The sequence below is a fragment of the Desulfospira joergensenii DSM 10085 genome, assembly GCF_000420085.1.
GTDB classification, from domain to species: Bacteria; Desulfobacterota; Desulfobacteria; order Desulfobacterales; family Desulfobacteraceae; genus Desulfospira; species Desulfospira joergensenii.
The window spans coordinates 2,237,824-2,257,617 of sequence record NZ_ATUG01000002.1 but is presented as its reverse complement, the minus strand read 5'-3'; the positions used below and the strand labels follow the sequence as shown (position 1 = coordinate 2,257,617).

19 protein-coding genes are annotated in these 19,794 nt (G+C 53.3%); 4 read left to right on the top strand and 15 right to left on the bottom strand.

The genetic code is table 11. From position 1 onward, the window contains the following. Nucleotides 1-21: 21 nt before the first annotated feature. The 8 genes from F608_RS0123345 to F608_RS0123310 all read right to left on the bottom strand — a co-directional run bounded on the left by F608_RS0123345 (nt 22) and on the right by F608_RS0123310 (nt 9,543). Nucleotides 22-570, bottom strand: a complete 549-nt coding sequence (locus tag F608_RS0123345; protein WP_022668146.1) for a DJ-1 family glyoxalase III — start codon at nt 568-570, stop codon at nt 22-24. Between the two features lie 37 nt (nt 571-607). Next, nucleotides 608-3,127, bottom strand: a complete 2,520-nt coding sequence (locus tag F608_RS0123340) for a BatD family protein (protein ID WP_161626892.1) — start codon at nt 3,125-3,127, stop codon at nt 608-610. A 138-nt stretch (nt 3,128-3,265) separates the two neighbouring features. Further along, nucleotides 3,266-5,128 carry a vWA domain-containing protein gene (locus tag F608_RS0123335; protein WP_022668144.1) on the bottom strand — a complete coding sequence of 621 codons (1,863 nt, stop codon included), beginning with the start codon at nt 5,126-5,128 and terminating at the stop codon, nt 3,266-3,268. Nucleotides 5,129-5,219: 91 nt separating this feature from the next. After that, nucleotides 5,220-6,215 (bottom strand): vWA domain-containing protein, encoded by a 996-nt coding sequence (locus F608_RS0123330; RefSeq protein ID WP_022668143.1) that lies wholly within the window; start codon nt 6,213-6,215, stop codon nt 5,220-5,222. Then, nucleotides 6,215-6,850, bottom strand: coding sequence for a hypothetical protein (locus F608_RS33120; protein WP_022668142.1), 636 nt, complete (start codon nt 6,848-6,850; stop codon nt 6,215-6,217). Before F608_RS33120 ends, F608_RS0123330 begins: the two co-directional genes overlap by 1 nt. Continuing rightward, nucleotides 6,851-7,729: a DUF58 domain-containing protein gene (locus F608_RS0123320; RefSeq protein WP_022668141.1), complete on the bottom strand. Its 879-nt coding sequence runs from the start codon at nt 7,727-7,729 to the stop codon at nt 6,851-6,853. A gap of 5 nt (nt 7,730-7,734) precedes the next feature. Continuing rightward, a complete protein-coding gene (locus tag F608_RS0123315) occupies nt 7,735-8,778 on the bottom strand; it encodes an AAA family ATPase (RefSeq protein WP_022668140.1) in 1,044 nt (347 codons plus the stop codon). A 144-nt stretch (nt 8,779-8,922) separates the two neighbouring features. Then, nucleotides 8,923-9,543 carry a TetR/AcrR family transcriptional regulator gene (locus F608_RS0123310; RefSeq protein WP_022668139.1) on the bottom strand — a complete coding sequence of 207 codons (621 nt, stop codon included), beginning with the start codon at nt 9,541-9,543 and terminating at the stop codon, nt 8,923-8,925. A gap of 163 nt (nt 9,544-9,706) precedes the next feature. Between F608_RS0123310 and F608_RS0123305 the strand changes: the two genes are divergently transcribed. Both F608_RS0123305 and F608_RS0123300 read left to right on the top strand, forming a co-directional pair. Then, on the top strand, nt 9,707-9,892 hold the full coding sequence (locus F608_RS0123305; RefSeq protein ID WP_027363050.1) for a hypothetical protein: 186 nt from the start codon (nt 9,707-9,709) through the stop codon (nt 9,890-9,892). Continuing rightward, the gene (locus F608_RS0123300; RefSeq protein ID WP_022668137.1) at nt 9,882-10,916 is read left to right on the top strand and encodes a phosphagen kinase; all 1,035 of its coding nucleotides are present in this window, start codon (nt 9,882-9,884) and stop codon (nt 10,914-10,916) included. The genes F608_RS0123305 and F608_RS0123300 overlap by 11 nt, the downstream gene beginning before the upstream one ends. 112 nt (nt 10,917-11,028) lie before the next feature. On the opposite strand, the gene F608_RS0123295 is transcribed toward F608_RS0123300, so the two are convergent. The 5 genes from F608_RS0123295 to F608_RS0123275 all read right to left on the bottom strand — a co-directional run bounded on the left by F608_RS0123295 (nt 11,029) and on the right by F608_RS0123275 (nt 15,773). Then, on the bottom strand, nt 11,029-11,463 hold the full coding sequence (locus F608_RS0123295) for a DUF2231 domain-containing protein (RefSeq protein ID WP_022668136.1): 435 nt from the start codon (nt 11,461-11,463) through the stop codon (nt 11,029-11,031). A gap of 136 nt (nt 11,464-11,599) precedes the next feature. Further along, nucleotides 11,600-12,598 (bottom strand): electron transfer flavoprotein subunit alpha/FixB family protein, encoded by a 999-nt coding sequence (locus tag F608_RS0123290; protein ID WP_022668134.1) that lies wholly within the window; start codon nt 12,596-12,598, stop codon nt 11,600-11,602. Further along, on the bottom strand, nt 12,595-13,461 hold the full coding sequence (locus F608_RS0123285) for an electron transfer flavoprotein subunit beta/FixA family protein (RefSeq protein ID WP_022668133.1): 867 nt from the start codon (nt 13,459-13,461) through the stop codon (nt 12,595-12,597). Before F608_RS0123285 ends, F608_RS0123290 begins: the two co-directional genes overlap by 4 nt. Before the next feature lie 9 nt (nt 13,462-13,470). Beyond that, a complete protein-coding gene (locus tag F608_RS0123280; RefSeq protein WP_027363048.1) occupies nt 13,471-14,613 on the bottom strand; it encodes an acyl-CoA dehydrogenase family protein in 1,143 nt (380 codons plus the stop codon). Nucleotides 14,614-14,633: 20 nt separating this feature from the next. Beyond that, nucleotides 14,634-15,773 carry an iron-containing alcohol dehydrogenase gene (locus tag F608_RS0123275; RefSeq protein WP_033398566.1) on the bottom strand — a complete coding sequence of 380 codons (1,140 nt, stop codon included), beginning with the start codon at nt 15,771-15,773 and terminating at the stop codon, nt 14,634-14,636. Between the two features lie 218 nt (nt 15,774-15,991). On the opposite strand from F608_RS0123275, the gene F608_RS0123270 reads away from it, so the two are divergent. Together F608_RS0123270 and nadB are read left to right on the top strand one after the other, a co-directional pair. Beyond that, on the top strand, nt 15,992-16,606 hold the full coding sequence (locus tag F608_RS0123270; RefSeq protein WP_022668130.1) for a TIGR04211 family SH3 domain-containing protein: 615 nt from the start codon (nt 15,992-15,994) through the stop codon (nt 16,604-16,606). Beyond that, nucleotides 16,603-18,225, top strand: coding sequence for an L-aspartate oxidase (gene nadB, locus F608_RS0123265; RefSeq protein ID WP_022668129.1), 1,623 nt, complete (start codon nt 16,603-16,605; stop codon nt 18,223-18,225). The genes F608_RS0123270 and nadB overlap by 4 nt, the downstream gene beginning before the upstream one ends. A 35-nt stretch (nt 18,226-18,260) precedes the next feature. Here the strand turns inward: nadB and F608_RS0123260 are convergent, their stop codons facing one another. Beyond that, nucleotides 18,261-18,923: a small multi-drug export protein gene (locus F608_RS0123260; protein ID WP_022668127.1), complete on the bottom strand. Its 663-nt coding sequence runs from the start codon at nt 18,921-18,923 to the stop codon at nt 18,261-18,263. Nucleotides 18,924-19,005: 82 nt separating this feature from the next. After that, on the bottom strand, nt 19,006-19,701 hold the full coding sequence (gene ubiE, locus F608_RS0123255) for a bifunctional demethylmenaquinone methyltransferase/2-methoxy-6-polyprenyl-1,4-benzoquinol methylase UbiE (RefSeq protein WP_022668126.1): 696 nt from the start codon (nt 19,699-19,701) through the stop codon (nt 19,006-19,008). Nucleotides 19,702-19,794: the final 93 nt, after the last annotated feature.

Below are 19,794 nucleotides of genomic sequence, written 5' to 3'. Positions count from 1 at the left end.
GCGGCTTTGAAACAAGTAAAACTATAGGGCCAGCCCCTTTTTCACCCCTTCCACTGTTTCCCCGGAATAGAGCAGGGAAACCAGTTCCAGGGCAAACTCCAGGGCCGTGCCTGCCCCCTTGCTGGTGATGCAGTTTTGATCCTTTACCACATTCCGGTCCAGGACGGCTCCGTTCTCGATCTGGCCGGCAAAACCGGGATGGCAGGTTACTCTGCCCGGCCGGACCAGGCCGTGATGGTGGAGCACCACGGCAGGGGAAGCGCAGATGGCGCCGTAGTATTTTTCTTTTTCCGCCTGCTTTTTCAAAAGAATTTCCAGCTCCTTTGACTTTTGCAGATTCATGGCACCGGGGATTCCGCCGGGCAGAACAATCAGATCAAACTCTTTATCCATGCAGTCCTTGATCAGGGCATCTGCCATGAAGACTGTCCCCCGGGACGCCTTGATCTGAAGCTCGTCCACCGAAGCCACCGTCACCCGGGCCTCTGCCCTTCTCAGCACATCGATGATGGTGATGGCTTCCATTTCCTCGATTCCCTGGGCTACCGGGACCAGTACACTTCTTTCCATACTCCCTCCTTTTTCGAAAACACCCTTTGTTTAAAATTCATATGATTATGGCGTCTCCCGGTTTGACCCATCCGACCTTTTCCCGGGTCAGCATGATTTTCAAAAAGCCGTTTTTCCGGTCCTTTACCCGGACCCGGGTTCCGGCATGGAGATCGAAGAGCGTTGTGGAAGCAGGTGCTGTCCCGGACTTTACCTGGGCAATGTCCTGGACAATGACGGCATGGGAGACCATCCTGTCTGAGGTATACTCAAGACCCGCAGCCAATGTCAAGAACAGGGGAATAAAAGCCAGTATCCATCCCAGACCGGTGAATATCTTTCTCTGCCGGAAGAGGCTGACCCCGGCCCAGAAAAAAAACAGGCACGACCCGGCAACGGCCCCTGCCTGAATCCATCCCAGGGGAACCCGGCCCTCCCAGAAAAAAAAGATATCTCCCCATGAGAAGGTCTTTTCCACCTCGTCCGTCCTCAGGCTCCTGGCATGCTCCAGATTAAAATTGAGGTCCGGGTCGCCGGGGGCCAGTTTTCTGGCCCGCTCATACCAGAGAATGGACCGGCCGAGGTCCTTGGCCTTGAAATAGGCGTTTCCGATGTTGTAGTACAAATCCGGGTTCCGGACTCCGGAGTCTGCAATGGCTTCAAAGCTATGGGCTGCGGATATAAAATCCATGGCCCGGTAGGATTTGATCGCCTCAATGAACAGGGCGGTGCGGTCTTTTGATGAATCGGCCCGGGTCTCGGCCGCCTGGACATCCGGAAGAGCGTCCGCTTTCAAATTCCCGGGGGTGAAAACACCCATAAAGATCAGACAGGCAAGGGAGAGCTGAATCAGACGTTTGATTCCGTCCATCATCCCTTTGATCTTTTCTCCATCCAGTTTTCCGCCTCCGAACCGGGCATGATCCAGGGTTTCAAACATATCCTTTACTCCCTGGAGGGTCCCGGAGTCTGCACCGGCTCTGTTTAAAATATCCTCTGCCTCCCCAAGGGTCAGGCTTTCTCCTTTCCGGTTTCCCTTGGACAGTACTGCCGCGGTCAGGGCGGAATGGAGATGGGATAAAACAGCCTCCTGCTCCGGATTCTTTTTTCCGGCCTGTTTGAGATGGGACTTAGCCTTTTCCGCCATGACCGAGGACAGGGATTTTTCCTTTTTCCCCTGGCGCAGGGCCAGGGCCGCCAGACAAAACACCAGGCCGGGGGCCAGGACCAGGGCCATAAACCGGAAAAAATCCGGCCGGCCGCTGTGGGTGAGGATGGAGACATCCTCCCGGATATCCAGAATATCCCGGTTAACCAGGACCACATCCTTTTTCAGGGTCTTCCCGCCCCCGGGCTCCCGGGTCTTGGTTACCATGACCGGCCCTTCCGGTGCGGCCGGAATAACGTCAAGCTCCAGGGGCCGGGTGGAAAGGTTCTTGTATGAATTTTCATCCACGTCAAAATAGGTCAGCGTCAGGGCCGGAATCCGGGCATTCCCCGGCTTCAAAGGGACAAGGGCTCTCTTAAACACCTTTTTCCCGGCGACCCCCTGTTCCGTGATCTTGATTTCTTCGAGGGGAGTGTCTTCATAGATTTTGAACAGATCCGGATCCAGGGAAAGTTCAGGCATCCCCGCATCCATGATATTGCCCGAGCCCTGTATGGTGACGGTGAGGGTGGCGGATTCCCCTGCCTTGAGCCTGGTTTTGTCCAGAGCCGCGTCCAGGGAGAAGTTGCCCACAAGCCCGGAAAAAGGCCGGGATCCTTCATGGGGCGGGAGGGGCCGCACCTTTACCACAACCGGATTGGACGCAATCCTCAGGGTCCGGGTCCGGGCCGATGAAAACATGGATGGAAAGGAATCGTCAAAAAACGAACCGAATGGATCTTTACGAGTGCCGACCACCACTTCGGCCATGACCACCCCGGGTTCAATGGTAATCTCCCCCTGAATTTCCGGGGTCAGGATATAGTTCACCTCTGTGACGCTGTAGGCCATGCCGTTGATCACCCGGCTATAATTTTTCCTGTCTTTTATCTCTTGGGAGGAAAACCCCTTGAATTCCGGCTCATCCAGGCTGGCCCTTGCAAACCTCTTTGCCGCAAAGAGTCTGAAGGAGTAAAGGATCTGCTGGCCGATCACCGGATCGGAACGGCTCACCCGGGATTCGGCAAAAAAAGGCCGTCCTTCAGTATCGTTCCGGGCCTGGGCCTCCACCCGAATCCGGATTTCATCGGTCTTTACTTCCCCCTCCTTTCCAGACACCTTTAAGGGGGGGATCACCAGGGTTCCGGTTTTCAGGGGAACCAGGCGGTACTGGTACGCCACCTTATGATTCCATTCTCCGTTGATATAACTCCGGCTGGTGGAGGTCCCCGAAGAAAGAACTTTGAAATCCTTGATGGGAGACAGGTCTACCTCGCCTTTTCCTCCCTGGACAACCACCTGGAAATTGAGGATATCCTCGGGGGTCATACTTGTCCTGTCCACCCGGGCAGAGGCCTGGAACCCCAGTCCCGCGGCCGGAAGCAGAAGGAGGATCCATAAACTCAGGAAAAAAATCTGTCTGACTCTCATATCCATCCCCTGATAGTTTTGAAGACTGAAACCTGTAATGGTTTTAATTTTCTCATATAAAAATTTGGTGCGAAGCATCCTCAGTTCTCAATTCTCAATTATCCCTTGTCAATTATCCATTCTTAATGGGTTTGGGTCCTACCAGTCTTTTTCGATTTGTTCTGCCCGGCCGCGGACGGCCGGCATCAGGGCCATACCGGGTTTATCCTCCAGCCGGTTCAGCTTGCTTTCCAGGGCCTTGTCCCCGGGACTCTGCTTTTCGGGTTTCCCGGCCCGGGCCGAGTCTGCCTTCTGATCCGGTTTTAGTTTGGATCCCTCTTGTTCAGATTCTTTCCGGTCCCGGTTCTCATCCCCCTGCTGCCCGTTTTGTTTCTGTTGGGCGTTTTGCTTATCTTCCAGGTCCTGTTTCTGCTGGTCCTGTTTTTTTTGATCTCCCTGCCGGGATGGATCCGGTTTGTCCTGTTTTGAATCCTTTTTCTGGTTTTGATCCTGATTACTGCCCTTGCCCTTCTGATCTTTTTGATCCTTCTTGTCTTTTTCCTTATCCGGATTGTCTAAATTTTCATCCGGCTTGTTCTGCTGCTCTTTCTGTTCTTCCAGTTTCTCTTTGACAAATTCAAGGTTTTCCCGGGCTTCTTTATCCCCGGGAAATGCCTTTAAGATCTCTTCATACTCCCTGGCCGCTTCTTCCAGCTTGCCCATACGGTACCGGGTATTGGCCAGGTTGAATCTTGCATTGTGGCTCAGCTCGGGATCTGGAGATTGGGCCGCCTGGGCAAAGTTCTTTTCCGCCTGTTCATACTCCTGATCCATATAGGCGGCCGTACCGATGTTATAATAGAGCCGGGGATCATCCGGATTTTCCAGCTGGGCATCGATGAAATGTTTTTTCGCGGTTTTAAAATCCCCGGAGTCAAAGGCCTGGATACCCTGCTGCACGGCCGATGCGCCATGGGCCGGTCCCGGAAGTCCGGTCAGGGCAAGACCCAAAATCAGAACAGGCAGAACCTTTTTCCTGTTGACCACAGGAAGCCAGAATTCCATCAGCAGCACCAGGACACAGGGAAGAAGAAACCATTGAAACCGTTGCTCCCAGACCTTTTTCTTCCCCTGGTCCAGGGTTTTCCTCTCCATGGTGCCCAGAATTTCCCGGGTATAGATCAGATCCAGGTCCATGTCCCCGGCAACGGATCTTACATATTTTCCCTGGGTCATGGCGGCAATCTTTTCCAGGGTCTTTTCATCCACCCTGGACAGGATGATGTTTCCGGATTTATCCTTTTTAAACCCTCCCCCGGGTCCGGGCACGGGCGCTCCCTTGGGGTCCCCCACCCCGATGCAGAAAATTTTTATTCCCTGCTCCGCCATCTTTTTGGCTGCCTCATCCACCTGGCCTGCCGTGTCTTCCCCGTCGGTGATAAGGATAATTGCCTTCTGGGTATTGGACTCCGGTTCAAAACCGGAATAACAGGTTTCAATGGCCGCGGTCAGGTTGGTCCCCCCCACGGGCAGGTAATCGGGTTCCAGGACCTTGAGAAAGATATTGAAAGCCTCATGGTCCAGGGTCAGGGGACATTGAAGAATGGCCTGACCGGCAAAGGCCACCAGCCCGGCCCGGTCCGAGGTCATGAGGTGAAGAAGGTCAATGATCTCCCTCTTGGCCCGTTCCAGGCGGCTGGGCTCCACATCCCCTGCCAGCATGGACCTGGAGCAGTCCAGCCCGATCATGATATCCACCCCCCTCTGGGTGGTCTTTTCCCAGCGGAACCCCATCCTGGGCCCGGCCAGGGCAACCACGGCAAATCCCAGGGCCAGGACGATCAATCCGGCCTTGATCCATCTTCTGCCCATATCAAATCCAGGGACAAGAGTCGGGTAGATGGAGGGATCGGCAAACCGGGCCAGGATCTTTTCCCTCCGCCGGATCCCGAAGATCAGGAACCCTCCGGCCGGAATCAGGGCCCAGAGCCAGAACAATATTTCAGGATCTTCAAATTTCATATTTATTCAGTCTATAGGCAAAATCGAAAGCCTTATTCTCCCCAATCCAAAATTCACGCCAGGCACCCATAAATCTAAAATCCCGTTTCTCTCAAGGGATTCGTATGAAACGAGTCTCATTTAATACCATGTGAACCAGAAAAACCAGAACCCCGGCCGTCAGAAACCAGGAGTAGAGTTCCCTGTACTCCACCCATTTATCCACCTCCACCTTTGTCTTTTCCAAAGAATCGATCATGTCGTAGATCTTTTCCAGGGACTGAATATCCCCTGCCCTGAAAAAACTGCCCCCGGTTTTCTCTGCAATGGCCTTTAAAGCCTCCAGGTCCATGCTGACCTGCCGGTATACGTACTGCTTTCCAAAGAGACCGTCCACAAGAAAAGGGGCCTCCCCCCTGGAGCCCACCCCGATGGTGTATACCTTCACATTTTTGCCTGCGGCGATCTCTGCCCCCTCCTGCCAGGACAACTCTCCCGCGTTGGACTCCCCGTCCGTGAGAAGGATGATGATATTGGATTTGGAAGGCACATCCTCCAGCCGTTTCAGGGAGATCCCCAGGGCGTCGCCAATGGCGGTCCTGGGACCGGCAGCGCCGATCTTGAGGCGGTCGAGCATAAAGGCAATGGTATTGTAGTCCCGGGTCAGGGGAAGCTGGGTAAATGCGTTGGAGCCAAAGACCACCAGACCCAGGCGGTCCCCGTCCCGTTTCATGATAAACTCGGAAACCACCGACTTTACCGCCTCCAGCCGGGTGACGATTTTACCCTCATGTTTGAAATCCAGGGCCCTCATGGACTCTGACAGATCCAGGGCCAGGATGATGTTTACCCCCTCGGTCATGACGTTGATCTTCTGCTCCCCGGACTGGGGCCGGGCCAGGGCCAGAATCATGAGACCAAGGGCCAGGACCTTGAGCCATGGCATGATTCCAGAAGCCCGCGCCGCCAGGGACTTGGGGATTTCTCCCAGGCCGGCCAGGCCGGCCACCCGCATGGGGCGGGTCTGTTTTTTCATCATCCGGGCCAGTCCGGTTCCCAGGACCGGAACCAGAAGAAACAGAAAATAGGGGGAGGCAAACCGGAACATCAGTCTTCCCCCCTTCCCGGACCGTCAACGGAAACATCGATGAGTTTTGTATAGGGCGTGGGCCTCTCTTTTTCCGGCCGGGCCCTGTCCACGTCCCTTCCCTGTTCCGGATCCGACTCCCGGGTCTTGTTGAGATCCTGTTCAATGGCCTCAATGAGCTGCCGGGCCGTTTCAATATCCTGACGGGTCCGGCCGGGCTCAGGCAGAACCGGGCCGTACCGGAAGGGGTCGGAATGCTCCTGGAATTTGACCACCCCTGTGACCAGGTTCCTGTCCATGGCCGTGGACCGAAGCTGCCGGGCCAGTTCCTGGGTGGTCATTTCACTGGCATGGATCTGATAGGATCTGCCGACATAGGCCTTGAACAGGGCTCCCAGCTCAAAATAAAAAAATTTTAGATCTTTAGCCTCCTGGTTGGCCAGCCGGTCCAGGGCTTTGACTGCCTCTTCATAGGGAGGGATTGGGCTGGGCAAAAGATCATCTGCCTTGGAGCCGGAAGATTTCCAAAACCGCTTAAACAGATAAAACAGCAGAGCCGCAAGAAGCAGACATCCGGCAGCAATGACCAGGATCTTGATCAGGGCCGGATCCATACCCACCATGACCGGCGGTTTTATCTCGTGAATATCCTGCATTTACCGGAATCTCTTTTCCCTTTGCCTGAAATAGAGGGTCAGGCTGTCGGCTACGGAATCATTGGTTTTCATTTCAATCAGATCGCTTTTTGCCCTGGAAAAAACTTCCTTTGCCCGGGCGTGAAAATTTCTCCTCATCCGGGTAAAGGCCTGCCGGGTCTTCTTGTCCGAGGCATCCACAAGAACCGTTTGGGAGGTCTCAAGATCGGCCAAATGGATCATTCCCCGGGAAGGAAGGGCAAAGGCGCCGGGATCATAGATCTGGATCCCGATGAGTTCGTGACGCTGCCGGGCCGTTTTCAGGGACTTCTCATAATCCTGCCCCAGAAAATCCGACAGGATAAAGGCAAAGCAGCGTTTTTTCATGATCCTGGATAAAAAATCCACCCCACAGGAGATGTCGGTTCCCCTGCCTTTCGGCCTGAAGGTGAAGATCTCCTGGATCACCCGCCAGATATGACTGGAGCCTTTTTTAGGGGGGATGTACTTTTCCACCTGATCCGTAAAAAAAATCACCCCCACCTTGTCGTTGTTTTTAATGGCGTTAAAGGCCAGGACAGAGGCCACCTCTGCCGCCTTTTCCAGCTTCTGCCCGAAAAAAGTACCGAAATTGAGGGAGGCGCTCATGTCGATGAGCAGCATGACAATGGATTCCCGCTCCTCCCTATAGAGTTTGATAAAGGGTCTGCCAAGCCGTGCGGAAACCTTCCAGTCAATGGCCTTGACTTCATCCCCGGGGCTGTACTCCCTGACCTCTTCGAATTCAATGCCCGATCCCCGGAACACGGACCGGTACTGGCCGGCCATGATGGTGCTCACGGTTCTCCTGGACTTGATGTGGATCCGCTTGATTTTTTTTATGATATGGACCGGAATCATTAGTACTAGGGCACTTCCACACTGTCAAAGAGCTGGACAATAATATCCTCGGTGGTGACGTCTTCCGCCTCGGCCTCAAAGGAGAGCAGAATCCTGTGGCGGAGCACGTCCGGCCCTGCGATCTTGATATCCTGGGGCGTGACATAGGCCCGGCCCGAAAGAAAGGCGTTCACCCTGGCCGCTTTGGCAAGGAAGATACTGGCCCTGGGAGATGCCCCGAACTCGATATACCTTGCCGTGTCCATGCCGTAGCGGTCCGGTTCCCGGGTAGCGAAAACCAGATCCACAATATACTCCTTGAGCTTTTCATCCACATAGATCTGATCCATGAGCCCGGACATGGAGGCCAGCTGCTCACAGTCGATCACCGGCTCAATGGGGGCGGGCTTTTCAAAGGAGTTCTTCTTCAGGATCTTAAGTTCCTGGGTCCGGTCCGGGTAGTCGATGAGGACCTTGAGCATGAACCGGTCCACCTGGGCCTCGGGCAGGGGATAGGTCCCTTCCTGCTCAATGGGGTTCTGGGTGGCCAGGACCAGGAAGGGAGAAGGAAGCTTGTAGGTCTCTTCCCCAATGGTCACCTGCTTTTCCTCCATGGCCTCCAGAAGCGCGGACTGGACCTTTGACGGGGCCCGGTTGATCTCGTCGGCCAGGATGATATTGTTGAACAAAGGGCCCTTCCGGGTGATGAAATCCGTGGTCTTGGGCCTGTAGATTTCCGTACCTGTCAGGTCGGCCGGCAAAAGATCCGGGGTGAACTGAATCCGCTTGAAATCGGCACGGACAGCCGATGCCAGGGCCTTGACCGCACTGGTTTTGGCCAGTCCGGGCACCCCTTCAATGAGAACGTGGCCCCCGGTTAAAAGCCCGGTCAGAAGACTGTCCACCAGCTTTTCCTGGCCCACCAGCTGTTTGGAAATCTCATTTCTGATACGGCTGATGTAAAGGTGATTATTTTCAATCAGGTTTTTTAGATCCTGAGCCATCCTGTCCTGATCCGGGTGATCCGGGGCTTGAATTCCAAGGGGTTGGGAAGTTTTGATCTCGTCCATGGGGTCCTCTGACTATGCATTTAACATGCTTGAATGAATTGAAAACAAACCGATTTTTCTTCAATATAAAGAATAGTGAAAAAGTGTCAAGAATTTGAGGCAGGCAAAAGGATTACAATCCGGTAATCTTTTGTCCGGAACAGGCTATTTCCGGTTCAAAAGCTGAGCCGAGTAAATAGAGGCCGTGATCTTGACGATTTTTATGATATGGGCCTTGACACTTTCCCTGTCCTTTAAGGGGAAGTTCCGGAAGGTCATTAAAATGCCGGTAATGGAGGCCACAAAGGAATGGGAGTAAATCCTGGCATTTTCCTCGCTCATCCCGTGGCGCTTGAGAAGAGTGGAAAACAGATCAAAAAACACCTTGGTCACAGAGTCGAATTTTCCCTTGACCGGGTGGGTCAGATTATACTTGAGCATGAGATAGGCCATCATCTGAAAGCTGGATTCATTCTCAATGAGATGCTCCACGAATTTTATCCCGAACTCGTCAATACTGGCCGGTTCTTCCTTTTCGACCATCTTTTGGAATTCTTTGCTCACCGAATAGATATCCTGGAGAAAGGCTTCGTTGAACAGCTCTTCCTGGCTGGGAAAGTACCGGTAGATCGTGGCAGGGGATATCCCGGCCTCGTCGGCCACCTCCCTCATGCCCACTTCATAAAAGGGTTTCTTTGCAAATAGTGCCAGCGCGGACTCAATGACAATCTGTTTTCTGGCCTGTTTTTCCTTTTCCTTTAATTCAGCAAATCTTGATTCACCCACTGACGATCCTTCCCCTATTCCCTGGCGGTTATTGATTTATGCTTTTGTCCATATCATCTGCCTGGAAATCTGACAAGAATAAACTGAACATTGTTCCGGATGGAATATTGACGATACCCCCTGGAATTTGATATGATTCGGTTTATTTGATTTGGAAAATCCCATGAGCAATGCCATAAAAAGAGACCTGTTTGATTTTGAAATCGGCTATTTGACCAAGAGCCCCTGCCTCAACTGCGAGTTCAGAAAGGAGCTTCCCAAATGCCATTCCCAGTGTATGATCCTGGATAAGATCCAGACCACCCTTGCAAGGGGGGTCTCCTCCCAGGCCTCATCCTATGAGAGTTGATCTGTTTCCCCGGGGCTCCAGAGCCCTGGTGAAACAACACCTCACCCCTGAAATTTATCTTCAATTAAAATCAAAAAAAACAGATTCCGGATTTACCCTGGACCAGGCCATCCAATCGGGAATAAAAAATCCCGATTCCAGCATCGGGCTATATGCCGGAGACAGCCAGTCCTACGCCCTGTTTTCAGACCTGTTTGATCCGGTGATCCGATCCTACCACCGGCAAACCCGCCCACATATCCATGACCTGAGCCCCCTTAACCTGGAGGATCTGGATCCCGGCGGCAGGTTCATTCTTTCCACCCGGATCCGGACGGCCCGGAACCTGAAAGGTTTTTGCTTCCCCCCCCATATGAAGTCTGCCGAACGGGATCAGGTGGAGCAGAATGTGATGGGGGCCGTGAAGAGGCTTCCCAGCGAGTTTGGCGGAGAGTATATCTCTTTGGACGGACTTGCCCCCGGGAAAATGGAAAACCTGCTCTCCAGAAAATGGGTCTTTCCCAGGGGGGACCGGTTCATGGATGCCGCCGGCATCAACAAAGAATTTCCAAGGGGACGGGGGGCCTTTATCAGCCGCTCCCGGAAGACGGACCGGGAAGCGGACTTCCTCATCTGGGTCAATGAAGAAGACCATTTGCGAATCATCGCCATGGAAAACACCTCAAATATCTCAAGGGTATTCAACAGGCTGGTCCTGGGTCTTGAAAGCCTTTGTGCCTCCCTTGAATTTGCCGTGGACCCGGAGCACGGATTTCTCACCTCCTGCCCCACCAACATCGGTACAGCCATGCGGGCCGGGGTTCACATCCGGCTGGAAAAACTGGAAAAAAGGATGGAGGTTCTGGAAAGGCTTGCCCGGCTCCACAATCTTCAGATCCGGGGAACCGGCGGCGAAAAAACAGCAGTCCAGGAGGCGGTGTTTGACATCAGCAACCGGATCCGCCTGGGAAGGTCTGAACGACAGATCATTCAGGATCTGCACCAGGGTCTTGGGGCCATCCTGGAGGCGGAAAAAAACCTGTAAGCCATTGAGAATTGAAAATGGAGCAGGCTTTGCGCCATTTTTGAACAGGGTCTTCCAATAAAAGAGTCCGGCCCGGAAGGGCCGAACCGGAATTATCAATTACGAATTTGGGCTATCCGTACTGGAGCTCCCCACCGGAATACCCCAGGCCGATGGACAGAACAAGCATCAGAAGATAACAGGCTGTAATCTTGTCAAACCGGGCATTCTCAGGATCATCCTTGATCACCACAAAGAGCATGACAACAGTCAGCAGACCTGCCAGGACCATCTTCAGGATGATCAAAGCCTCCCACTGTCCCTCATACCGGTGCTGCCAGTCCAGGAGCCCGGCGAAAACCGTGGGAGCGATTCCCAGCAACCCCAGGATAATGCAGTGATACCCGGTCTTGGCAAGCATCTTCAGCTTGGGCAGAAAAGAGGCAAACCTGAAGACAAAGGCCCCCATGGTCATGCCCATGGGAATATGGGTCATTGCCGGATGGATGGGATGAATAAAACCGACTTTGTTTAGAAAACCAAAAATAATTTCTGTCAATTCTGTCATGGGTATACCTTTTGTTGTGTCAATTCTGTTAAAATCGAGTCGGGCACAATAAGGGCTGTAGCCGTCTGGATTGATCCTTATCCTCTTCATTTATAAATTTAGGCTGCAAACAAGTCAAGAAGATTATGGTAAGGCCCTATTCTCTGATCTTCTCCTTGAGCATCCGGATCATCCCCGAACAGACCTGGCCGGCGTCGGCCACAATGGCCACATCTGCCATCTTCATCATGGTGGATTCGGGGTTTTTGTTGACCGCTACGATAAAATCCGAATCCGTAACCGCTGCCGTGTGCTGTATCGCCCCGCTGACGCCGAATGCGAACAAGACCTTGGGCCGGATGTTTTTGCCGGCCTGGCCCACCAGGGCATCATGGGAAACCCAGTCGGCGTAAACCACCGGCCGGGTGGCGCCCACCTCGGCGTGCAAGAGGCCTGCCAGTTCAAAGAGTCTTTGAAACTTTCGCCTGGACCCCATGCCCCTGCCCCCGGTGATCACAATATCCGCCTCCTCCAGTTTCTTGTTCCGGGCCGGTTTGTACTCGGACCGGATGCACCGGATCCTGGGGCCGGGCAGATTTTCGGGCAGGGGAAGCCGGATAATTTTACCGGCAGCATCATTGTCATGGACCAGTTCCTGGAAGGTCCCCGGCCGGATGGTGGCCATCTGGGGTCTTTTTTCCGGGGTGATGATCTTGGCCATGAGATTTCCTCCAAAGGAAGGGGCTGTCTGGACCAGCCGTCCCTTTTCATCAATGGAAAGATCAATGCAGTCGGCGGTCAGGCCGGTTTCAAGCTGTTTGGCCACCCTGGGACCGATCTCCTGCCCGAACCGCGTGGCTCCCACCAGGAGGATTTCCGGCTTCATCTCCCGGGCCAGTCCGGCAAGCAAAAAAGAATAGGTTTCAACGGAGTACTCTTTGAGGGCCGGATCATCCATAACATAGACGGTCCTTGCCCCGTGGGCAATATATTCGTTTACATACTCATCCAGATCGTGACCGAAGAGAACGGCACATACCCTGCCCCCGGTCTTCTTGGAAAGGTCCGATGCCCTGGCCAGAATCTGCAGGGTTACCCGGCTCTGGAAATAATTTCTATAATCCCCCAGGACCCAGATATCTTTTGTTATTTTCATGAATCACCTTCATGTTCATGGGTTTTCAAATCCCGGCCCATGGCGCCGGAGATGATCTTGCCGTATTCTTTAAAAAGTGTGTCCAGACTGGTCTTTACTGCGCCCTTAAGGACCCGGTTTTCTTTTTGTGCCGTGGGGGAGTAGACATCAATGATCCGGGTGGGAGACTCTTTCAGGGCATTGAACTTCCCGTCAAAGCCAAGCTCCCGGGCCGTAAGGACCAGAACCTCGGGATGTTCAAAGGCCGGTTCAATGCCGTCAAGGGGAAGATACCTGGGATCAAAGGCCCCGTGATCCACCGTGAGAACTCCGGGAAGATCCATTTCCAGTTCCTCCATAAAATCATCCACATGGCGCATGACCCGGATCCGTCCCCTTTCCGGGTCAATCTTTTCCAGTTTTATCTCCTTTACAAACCCGATGGAGGCCACCCTGAGCTCATCGGCCAGCTGGGGGCCCACCTGACCGGTTTCACTGTCGCTGGAAAGACCTCCGCAAAGGACCAGATGGAAATCAGGGCATATTTTCCCGATGCATCGGGACAGAATCCGGGACGTCAGAAAGGTGTCTGCCCCGGCCATTTTCCGGTCCGTAAGAAGTACGGCCTCATCCGCCCCCAGGGCCTTTGCCTGGTGAAGAATTTCCTCGGCCATGGGCGGCCCCATGGTCAGGGCCGTTATCCGCGTTTCCAGGCAATCCTTCTCCCGGAACGCCTTGATCTGCAGGGCGGCTTCAAGGGCCCTGGCCGAGGCCGGATCCATCATTCCCTGGGCCGATTCCCTCTTTAAAGTCCCGGTTTTCGAGTCCCAGGGCAGTTCCGATACCATGGGCACCTGCTTGACACATACAACGATTTTAAACATGGCTTTTCCTTAACTCGGCTGGGTCAGAAGATGGCGGGCGATGACCAGTTTCTGGATCTCGCTGGTTCCCTCGTAAATCTGGGTGACCTTGGCGTCCCTGAAGTACCGTTCCACATCGTACTCCTTGCTGTATCCGTATCCCCCGTGGATCTGGACGGCCAGGTCGGTCACCCTCCTTGCCGTGGCACTGCAGTGGAGTTTGGCCATGGAGGCCTCGGCTGAAAATGGTTTTCCACTGTCCTTGACGGCTGCGGCCCGGTAGAGGATCAGACGGGAGGCATCGATTTCCGTGGCCATCTCGGCCAGGTAATTCTGGATGGTCTGGAACCTGGAAATGGGCCGGTTGAACTGCTGTCTTTCCTTGGCATAGGAAATGGAGGCCTCAAAGGCGGCCTGGGCGATCCCCAGGGCCTGGGCCGCCACGCCGATACGTCCCGTATCCAGGGCGGTAAGCCCGATCTTCAGGCCCTGGCCCGGTTTTCCCAGGAGATTGGATTCCGGCACTCTGCAGTCTTCAAAGAAGAGGGAAGAGACCGGGTTGGCCCTCATGCCGCAAAGGTCTTCGGTTTCTCCCACTGAAAATCCGGTTCTTTCCTTTTCCACGATAAATACATTGGCCGGATTCTTTGCCCCCTGGATCACGGCAAAGACCAGGACCGTACCGCAGACCCCGCCGTTGGTGACAAAGATCTTGGTCCCGTTGATCACATATCCGTCCTTTTCTTTCCGGGCCGATGTTTCTACGCCGCCGGCATCGGAACCGGCATTGGCCTCGGTGAGGCAGAAGGCCCCGATGCTATCTCCTGCAGCCATGTCAGGGATAAATTTTTTTTTCTGTTCCCGGGTGCCGAATCTCAGAATGGGATAGATCCCCACACTGTTGTGAACGGTAATACAGAGCCCGATGGCTGCCGATACCCTTGAGATCTCTTCAACGGCAATGGCGTAGCTGATGGTGTCCAGCCCGGCCCCCCCGAACTCCCGGGGAGCCTGGAGCCCGAAGTAGTTCAGGGGCTTCATCTTCTCAACGATCTCCTGGGGAAACCTGGACTCCCGGTCCAGTTCCGATACCCAGGGCCTGATCTCGTTTTCTGCGAACTCACGAACGGTTTTACGGACCAGCTGATGTTTCATGCAAGGATTAAAATCCAAAACTCACTCCCTTTTACCCATTATTCACCGCTTTTGTAGGCATTTTCAAGAATATTCATATAATCCTCCCGGTCCAGGGATCTCGGGTTGGACGGGTTGGAATTGTTCCTGAAAGACATGTCGGCGATAAGCTCAAATTGATCCGGTCCGATATTCAGATCCCTGAATACGGGAATGTCCAGCCGGGCTGAAAGCTGCCGGATGTTTTCGATAAACTCCCTGGCCGCCCCTGAGTCATCTGAATTCCTGATCCCGGTTTTCCGGGCCAGGACAGCCATTTTTTCCTCACAGGCCGGACGATTATACTCCAGGACATGGGGAAGGAAAATGGAATTGGCAATTCCGTGGGCCACATCATAGAGGGCACCGATGGATTCGGAAATGCAGTGGACCGCCGTTACATCGGAATTGCCGAATGCAAACCCGGCAAGGGTGGACCCGTACATGAGGTTTTCCCTCTGTTCCCGGTTGTTTTCAATGTCTTCCCAGGCCGATTCAATGGATCCCAGGATCAGGCCCACGGCCTTTTCCGCGTTCACGTCCGTGATCAGGGTGGCGGGTTTGGAAAGATAGGCTTCCACGGCATGGGTAAGAGCGTCCAGACCCGTGGAGGCGATCACCGGCCCGGGCAGTGTCCTGATCAGATCCGGATCCACAATGGAAGCGGCCGGATAGAGTTTGGGCCCCTTGATGCTCATCTTGAATTTCCGGTCCACGTCCGTGATCACGGATACCCAGGTGACCTCGGAACCGGTCCCGCAGGTGGTGGGGACAGCCAGAAAGGCCAGGGGATCCTGAACGTACTTTTCCCGCCCCTCGTACGCCTCGATATTCCCCGGGTTGGTTGCCAGCAGGGCCAGGGCCTTGCCCGCATCCAGAGGACTTCCTCCGCCCAGCCCGATGATCAGGTCGGGCTTGATTTCCCGAAGCTCCCGGGCGATGGCATTGATGGTGTCGGATTTGGGATTGGCCTCGATCTGATCATATATTTTAACCCCCGGAACAAGAAGCTTCACCCTTTCCACCAGACCTGAAGCCACCACCCCCTTATCCGTAACCAGAATAGATTTTTTTGCCTTTATATATTCTGTGATCACCTTATCTATATTTTGTATCTCTCCAGAGCCGAAATAAAGCCTGGCCGGCATATGAAACTGCATTGAGCCTCCTTGTACCAAATATTATTGTCCAACCTTCTATCCTTGGATCGCAACCCTGCATTAAAGACTATTTCCTTGAAATTGTCGAGTCTTTTAAGGATTGATTTTAAAGGTTCTTACTTGTATCTTAAACGGAATTCGTTTTCATGTTGATTAAGCCCATAACCAATGGTAAATGAAGATTCCAAAGGAAATAATCAAAAAACCAAGGAGATAGAATGCGAAAATCCCTTATCTGCTTTTTAATGTTCGGTCTGAGTCTGCTTGGGCCCGGTTTTGCCGGGGCCGCCCAGGATATATATGTGAGAGGAATCGCCAAGATCACCATGCGGACAGGGCCCGGGGTGGACCATAAGATCGTGGCCATGCTTACCTCGGGGACCAAGCTTGAGGTTGTTGACTTTCAGGATGACTGGTCCCAGGTAAAGACAGGTGATGACAAGATCGGCTGGGTATTGACAAGGTTTTTAACCGAAGACGCCCCTTTGGCCCAGACCGTGGAGAAATTAAAAAAGGAAAATGAAAGCCTGGCCGCCTCCCTGGAGAAGATGAAGGAAAAGAGCCGGGAACTGGCCCGGAAAAACAGCGCCCTGGTCGATATTGAACAAAAATATAAAGAACTGAAACAGGAATCCGCCGACTTTCTGAAGCTGGATGCCGAATATAAAAAACTGGTCCAATTGTCCGAGGAACAGAAACTGGAGATTACCTCCCTGGAACAGAACCTGAACAACGAGGAAAAACTCTGGTTTCTCAGCGGGGCCGGGGTGTTCATCGTGGGCCTGTTCCTGGGGTTAAGCACACGTAAGAAAAAGAAAAACTCCCTGTTATGATCAGAAAAACGGATTTTCTGGTGATCGGTTCGGGCATTGCAGGCTTGAGTTACGCCCTGAAAGTCGCCCGGTTCGGCACAGTCACCGTCATCACCAAGAAAAAAGTCCAAAAAACCAATACCGCCCTGGCCCAGGGCGGAGTTGCCGCCGTATTCGGGGAGCAGGATTCCTTTGACCTCCATATCCAGGACACCCTGAATGCCGGGGATGGGCTTTGCACCCTGGATGCGGTTAAAATGGTGGTGGAGAACGGACCGGACCGGATCAGGGAACTGGTCGGCCAGGGCGCCAGCTTTAACATGGCTGGCAAGGGAAAATATGATTTTGACCTGGGTCGGGAAGGCGGCCATTCCGCCAAGAGAATCGTTTTTTCCAAGGATCTGACCGGAAAGGAAATCGAAGATTCCCTGGTAGCCAATGTGGAAAAAAACAAAAACATCTCCATCCTTGAAGACCATGTGGCCGTCAATCTGATCACCTTTTCCTCCAGCATCAGAAGCGGGCTTCTGGTGACCCAGCAGGACAATATCTGCTGCGGGGCCTATGTCCTGAACAACCGGACCGGAAAAATCGAAACCTTTTATTCCGGTATCACTCTCCTGGCCACTGGCGGGGCCAGCAAGGTCTACCTCTACACCTCCAACCCGGATATTGCCACGGGAGACGGCATTGCCATGGCCTTCAGGGCCGGGGCCTCGGTGGCCAATATGGAGTTTGTCCAGTTCCACCCCACCTGTCTGTTTCACCCGGAAGCCAAGAACTTTCTGATCTCAGAGGCGGTCCGGGGGGAAGGGGCCCACCTGATCGACCATGAAGGAAACCGGTTCATGGAAAAGTACAGCCCGGACAAAGAGCTGGCCTGCCGGGACGTGGTGGCCCGGGCCATTGACAATGAATTAAAAAAATCCGGGGCAGATTCCGTGTTCCTGGATATCTCCCACAAGGAGGCCGGTTTTATCCGGAAACGCTTCCCCAATATCCATGCCAAATGCCTGGAATACGGAATCGACATGACCCGGGATCCCATCCCGGTGGTTCCGGCGGCCCACTATATGTGCGGGGGTGTGGCAACGGACCTGAACGGAAGAACCGATATCCAGAGGCTCTTTGCCGTGGGGGAAACCGCCTGTACAGGCCTGCACGGCGCCAACCGCCTGGCCTCCAACTCCCTGCTGGAGGCCCTGGTTTTTTCCCACAGGGCCTATGAGACTTCTGTGGAAGAGTTCAAGGCCATGGGCAGTGAAATGAATATCACTGACCTGGAACTCTGGGATGAATCCAATACCACGGACAGTGACGAGGCCATTGTGGTCTCCCACAACTGGGATGAAATCCGGCGGCTCATGTGGAATTATGTGGGGATCGTCCGGTCGGACAAACGGCTCCAGAGAGCCCTGCGCCGCATTGAAAACATCCAGGAAGAGATCAACGAGTACTATTGGGATTTCAAGGTAACCTCGGACCTGATTGAACTGAGAAACCTGGCCACGGTGGCGGAACTCATCATACGGTCCGCCCTCATGAGAAAAGAAAGCCGGGGCCTCCATTACAATATCGGATATCCCCGCCGGGACGACAAGAACTTCTGCTCCCACACCCTCCTTAAAAAAAACTTTTAAGCCCGGTTTTTCAATATCCGTTCAAGTCCGGCCGGTTATTCAGGTTTGCTCTTTGAGAGACCTTTGATAAAGTCCTTTATCTTTTTAAGATAGGGGATGAGAACGATAATCACGATTCCGGCAAACACATACTGGATCATGTGAAACCGCTGTTCCAGAAAGTCAAAACAGAAAAACCAGATAATGATGGCCGTCAGGGTGCCTAAAAAGGTGGCTGAAAAATTTCTGACCAGGCTGAGCCGGATCATATAGCCGATGATGGATCCCACAACAGGGCCTGTGACCGGGAGAGGGGCCATGACAAAGAGGAAGATGCCGATCCATCCGTAGGACTTCATCTTCTCTTTTTTCTCCCAGGCCTTCTCTGCCAGCCGGTCCATGAACCGGGTGATCCATTCTATCCTCAGATAATTGGTGGTGGTCAGGACAAATCCCGAATAGGTAAAGCAGACAATAAGGACTTCAAGATAAAAATTATAGGCAATGGTCAGGACAGGGCCGAATCCGTTGAGAATGCACAGCCCGATGCCGGCGGCCCGGCCGCCGAAGGTATGTGCCAATAAGGCCAGGGCCAGGATTTTTGCTATCTCAAGATCAGTTGTCGCATAAAACCCGATATAGGCCAGGAGAGCAAGGCTGAGTAAAAGCCCCAGCAGAAAAATCTTCCCCTCGGCAGTGGTCCATAAATTTCTTTTCATATCAGAGGCAAATCCTAAATAATGGCGATCTTATAAGCCAGGGCAAAGGGATTGTCAAGAAGCCGAAGCATTTGAACGGAATTCATTGCCGTATCCCCACGAACAGGGTGACAATACCCAGGCTCATCGGTCTGAACCGGATATCCCGGAACCCTGCAGCCTTTATTGTCTTGGAAAAGTCGACGGCAGAGGGAAATTTCAGAACGGATTCCGGCAGATAGGAATAGGCATGGTCATCCTTTGAAAAAAGAGATCCGATCATGGGCAGGATCTTCCGGAAATAGGCCAGGTAGATCCGGCGCAGAATTCCCTTTTCCGGGGTGCTCAGTTCCAGGACAGCCAGACGCCCTCCCGGTTTGAGGACCTTGTAAAATTCTTCCACCGCACCCTTCCGGTCCATGATGTTCCGGATGCCAAAGGCAATGAAAACAGCATCAAAGGTGTCGGGTCTAAAAGAGAGATTCAGGGCATCCCCGTTGACCAGTGCGATCCCTTTTGTTCCGCTGATCTTGGTTTTGCCCAGATGGAGCATGCCCAGGGAAAAGTCCACCCCAACAACGCTTGCCCTGCCCCTGAGCCGGGAAAAAGCTTCCAGGGCCACATCACAGGTACCGCAGGCCACATCCAGGATCCGGCTGTCCGGTGCAAGCCCTGCCGCCTTCACCATCTGGGTCCGCCAGAATATATCCTGCCGGAGACTGAGCAGACGGTTCAGAAAATCATACCTGGGAGCAATTTTGTCAAACATATCCTTGACAAAATCAAGTTCTTTCTTCATCGTTGACAACCTGAATTTTAGAATTAGTTTAAATTATTTATCAAGTACCAGGTTCTTGATAACGGCAGCTTGGCAAAATACCATAATGCAGAC

Bases quoted from the DNA above. Each gene is read 5' to 3' on its own strand.
- F608_RS0123320 (WP_022668141.1), bottom strand. From the start codon at position 7,729: ATGATTCCGGTCCATATCATAAAAAAAATCAAGCGGATCCACATCAAG.
- F608_RS0123345 (WP_022668146.1), bottom strand. From the start codon at position 570: ATGGAAAGAAGTGTACTGGTCCCGGTAGCCCAGGGAATCGAGGAAATG.
- F608_RS0123270 (WP_022668130.1), top strand. From the start codon at position 15,992: ATGCGAAAATCCCTTATCTGCTTTTTAATGTTCGGTCTGAGTCTGCTT.
- F608_RS0123285 (WP_022668133.1), bottom strand. From the start codon at position 13,461: ATGTTTAAAATCGTTGTATGTGTCAAGCAGGTGCCCATGGTATCGGAA.
- F608_RS0123330 (WP_022668143.1), bottom strand. From the start codon at position 6,215: ATGTTCCGGTTTGCCTCCCCCTATTTTCTGTTTCTTCTGGTTCCGGTC.
- F608_RS0123340 (WP_161626892.1), bottom strand. From the start codon at position 3,127: ATGAGAGTCAGACAGATTTTTTTCCTGAGTTTATGGATCCTCCTTCTG.
- F608_RS0123335 (WP_022668144.1), bottom strand. From the start codon at position 5,128: ATGAAATTTGAAGATCCTGAAATATTGTTCTGGCTCTGGGCCCTGATT.
- F608_RS0123300 (WP_022668137.1), top strand. From the start codon at position 9,882: ATGAGAGTTGATCTGTTTCCCCGGGGCTCCAGAGCCCTGGTGAAACAA.
- F608_RS0123275 (WP_033398566.1), bottom strand. From the start codon at position 15,773: ATGCAGTTTCATATGCCGGCCAGGCTTTATTTCGGCTCTGGAGAGATA.
- ubiE (WP_022668126.1), bottom strand. From the start codon at position 19,701: ATGAAGAAAGAACTTGATTTTGTCAAGGATATGTTTGACAAAATTGCT.
- F608_RS33120 (WP_022668142.1), bottom strand. From the start codon at position 6,850: ATGCAGGATATTCACGAGATAAAACCGCCGGTCATGGTGGGTATGGAT.
- F608_RS0123295 (WP_022668136.1), bottom strand. From the start codon at position 11,463: ATGACAGAATTGACAGAAATTATTTTTGGTTTTCTAAACAAAGTCGGT.
- nadB (WP_022668129.1), top strand. From the start codon at position 16,603: ATGATCAGAAAAACGGATTTTCTGGTGATCGGTTCGGGCATTGCAGGC.
- F608_RS0123305 (WP_027363050.1), top strand. From the start codon at position 9,707: ATGAGCAATGCCATAAAAAGAGACCTGTTTGATTTTGAAATCGGCTAT.
- F608_RS0123260 (WP_022668127.1), bottom strand. From the start codon at position 18,923: ATGAAAAGAAATTTATGGACCACTGCCGAGGGGAAGATTTTTCTGCTG.
- F608_RS0123315 (WP_022668140.1), bottom strand. From the start codon at position 8,778: ATGGACGAGATCAAAACTTCCCAACCCCTTGGAATTCAAGCCCCGGAT.
- F608_RS0123290 (WP_022668134.1), bottom strand. From the start codon at position 12,598: ATGAAAATAACAAAAGATATCTGGGTCCTGGGGGATTATAGAAATTAT.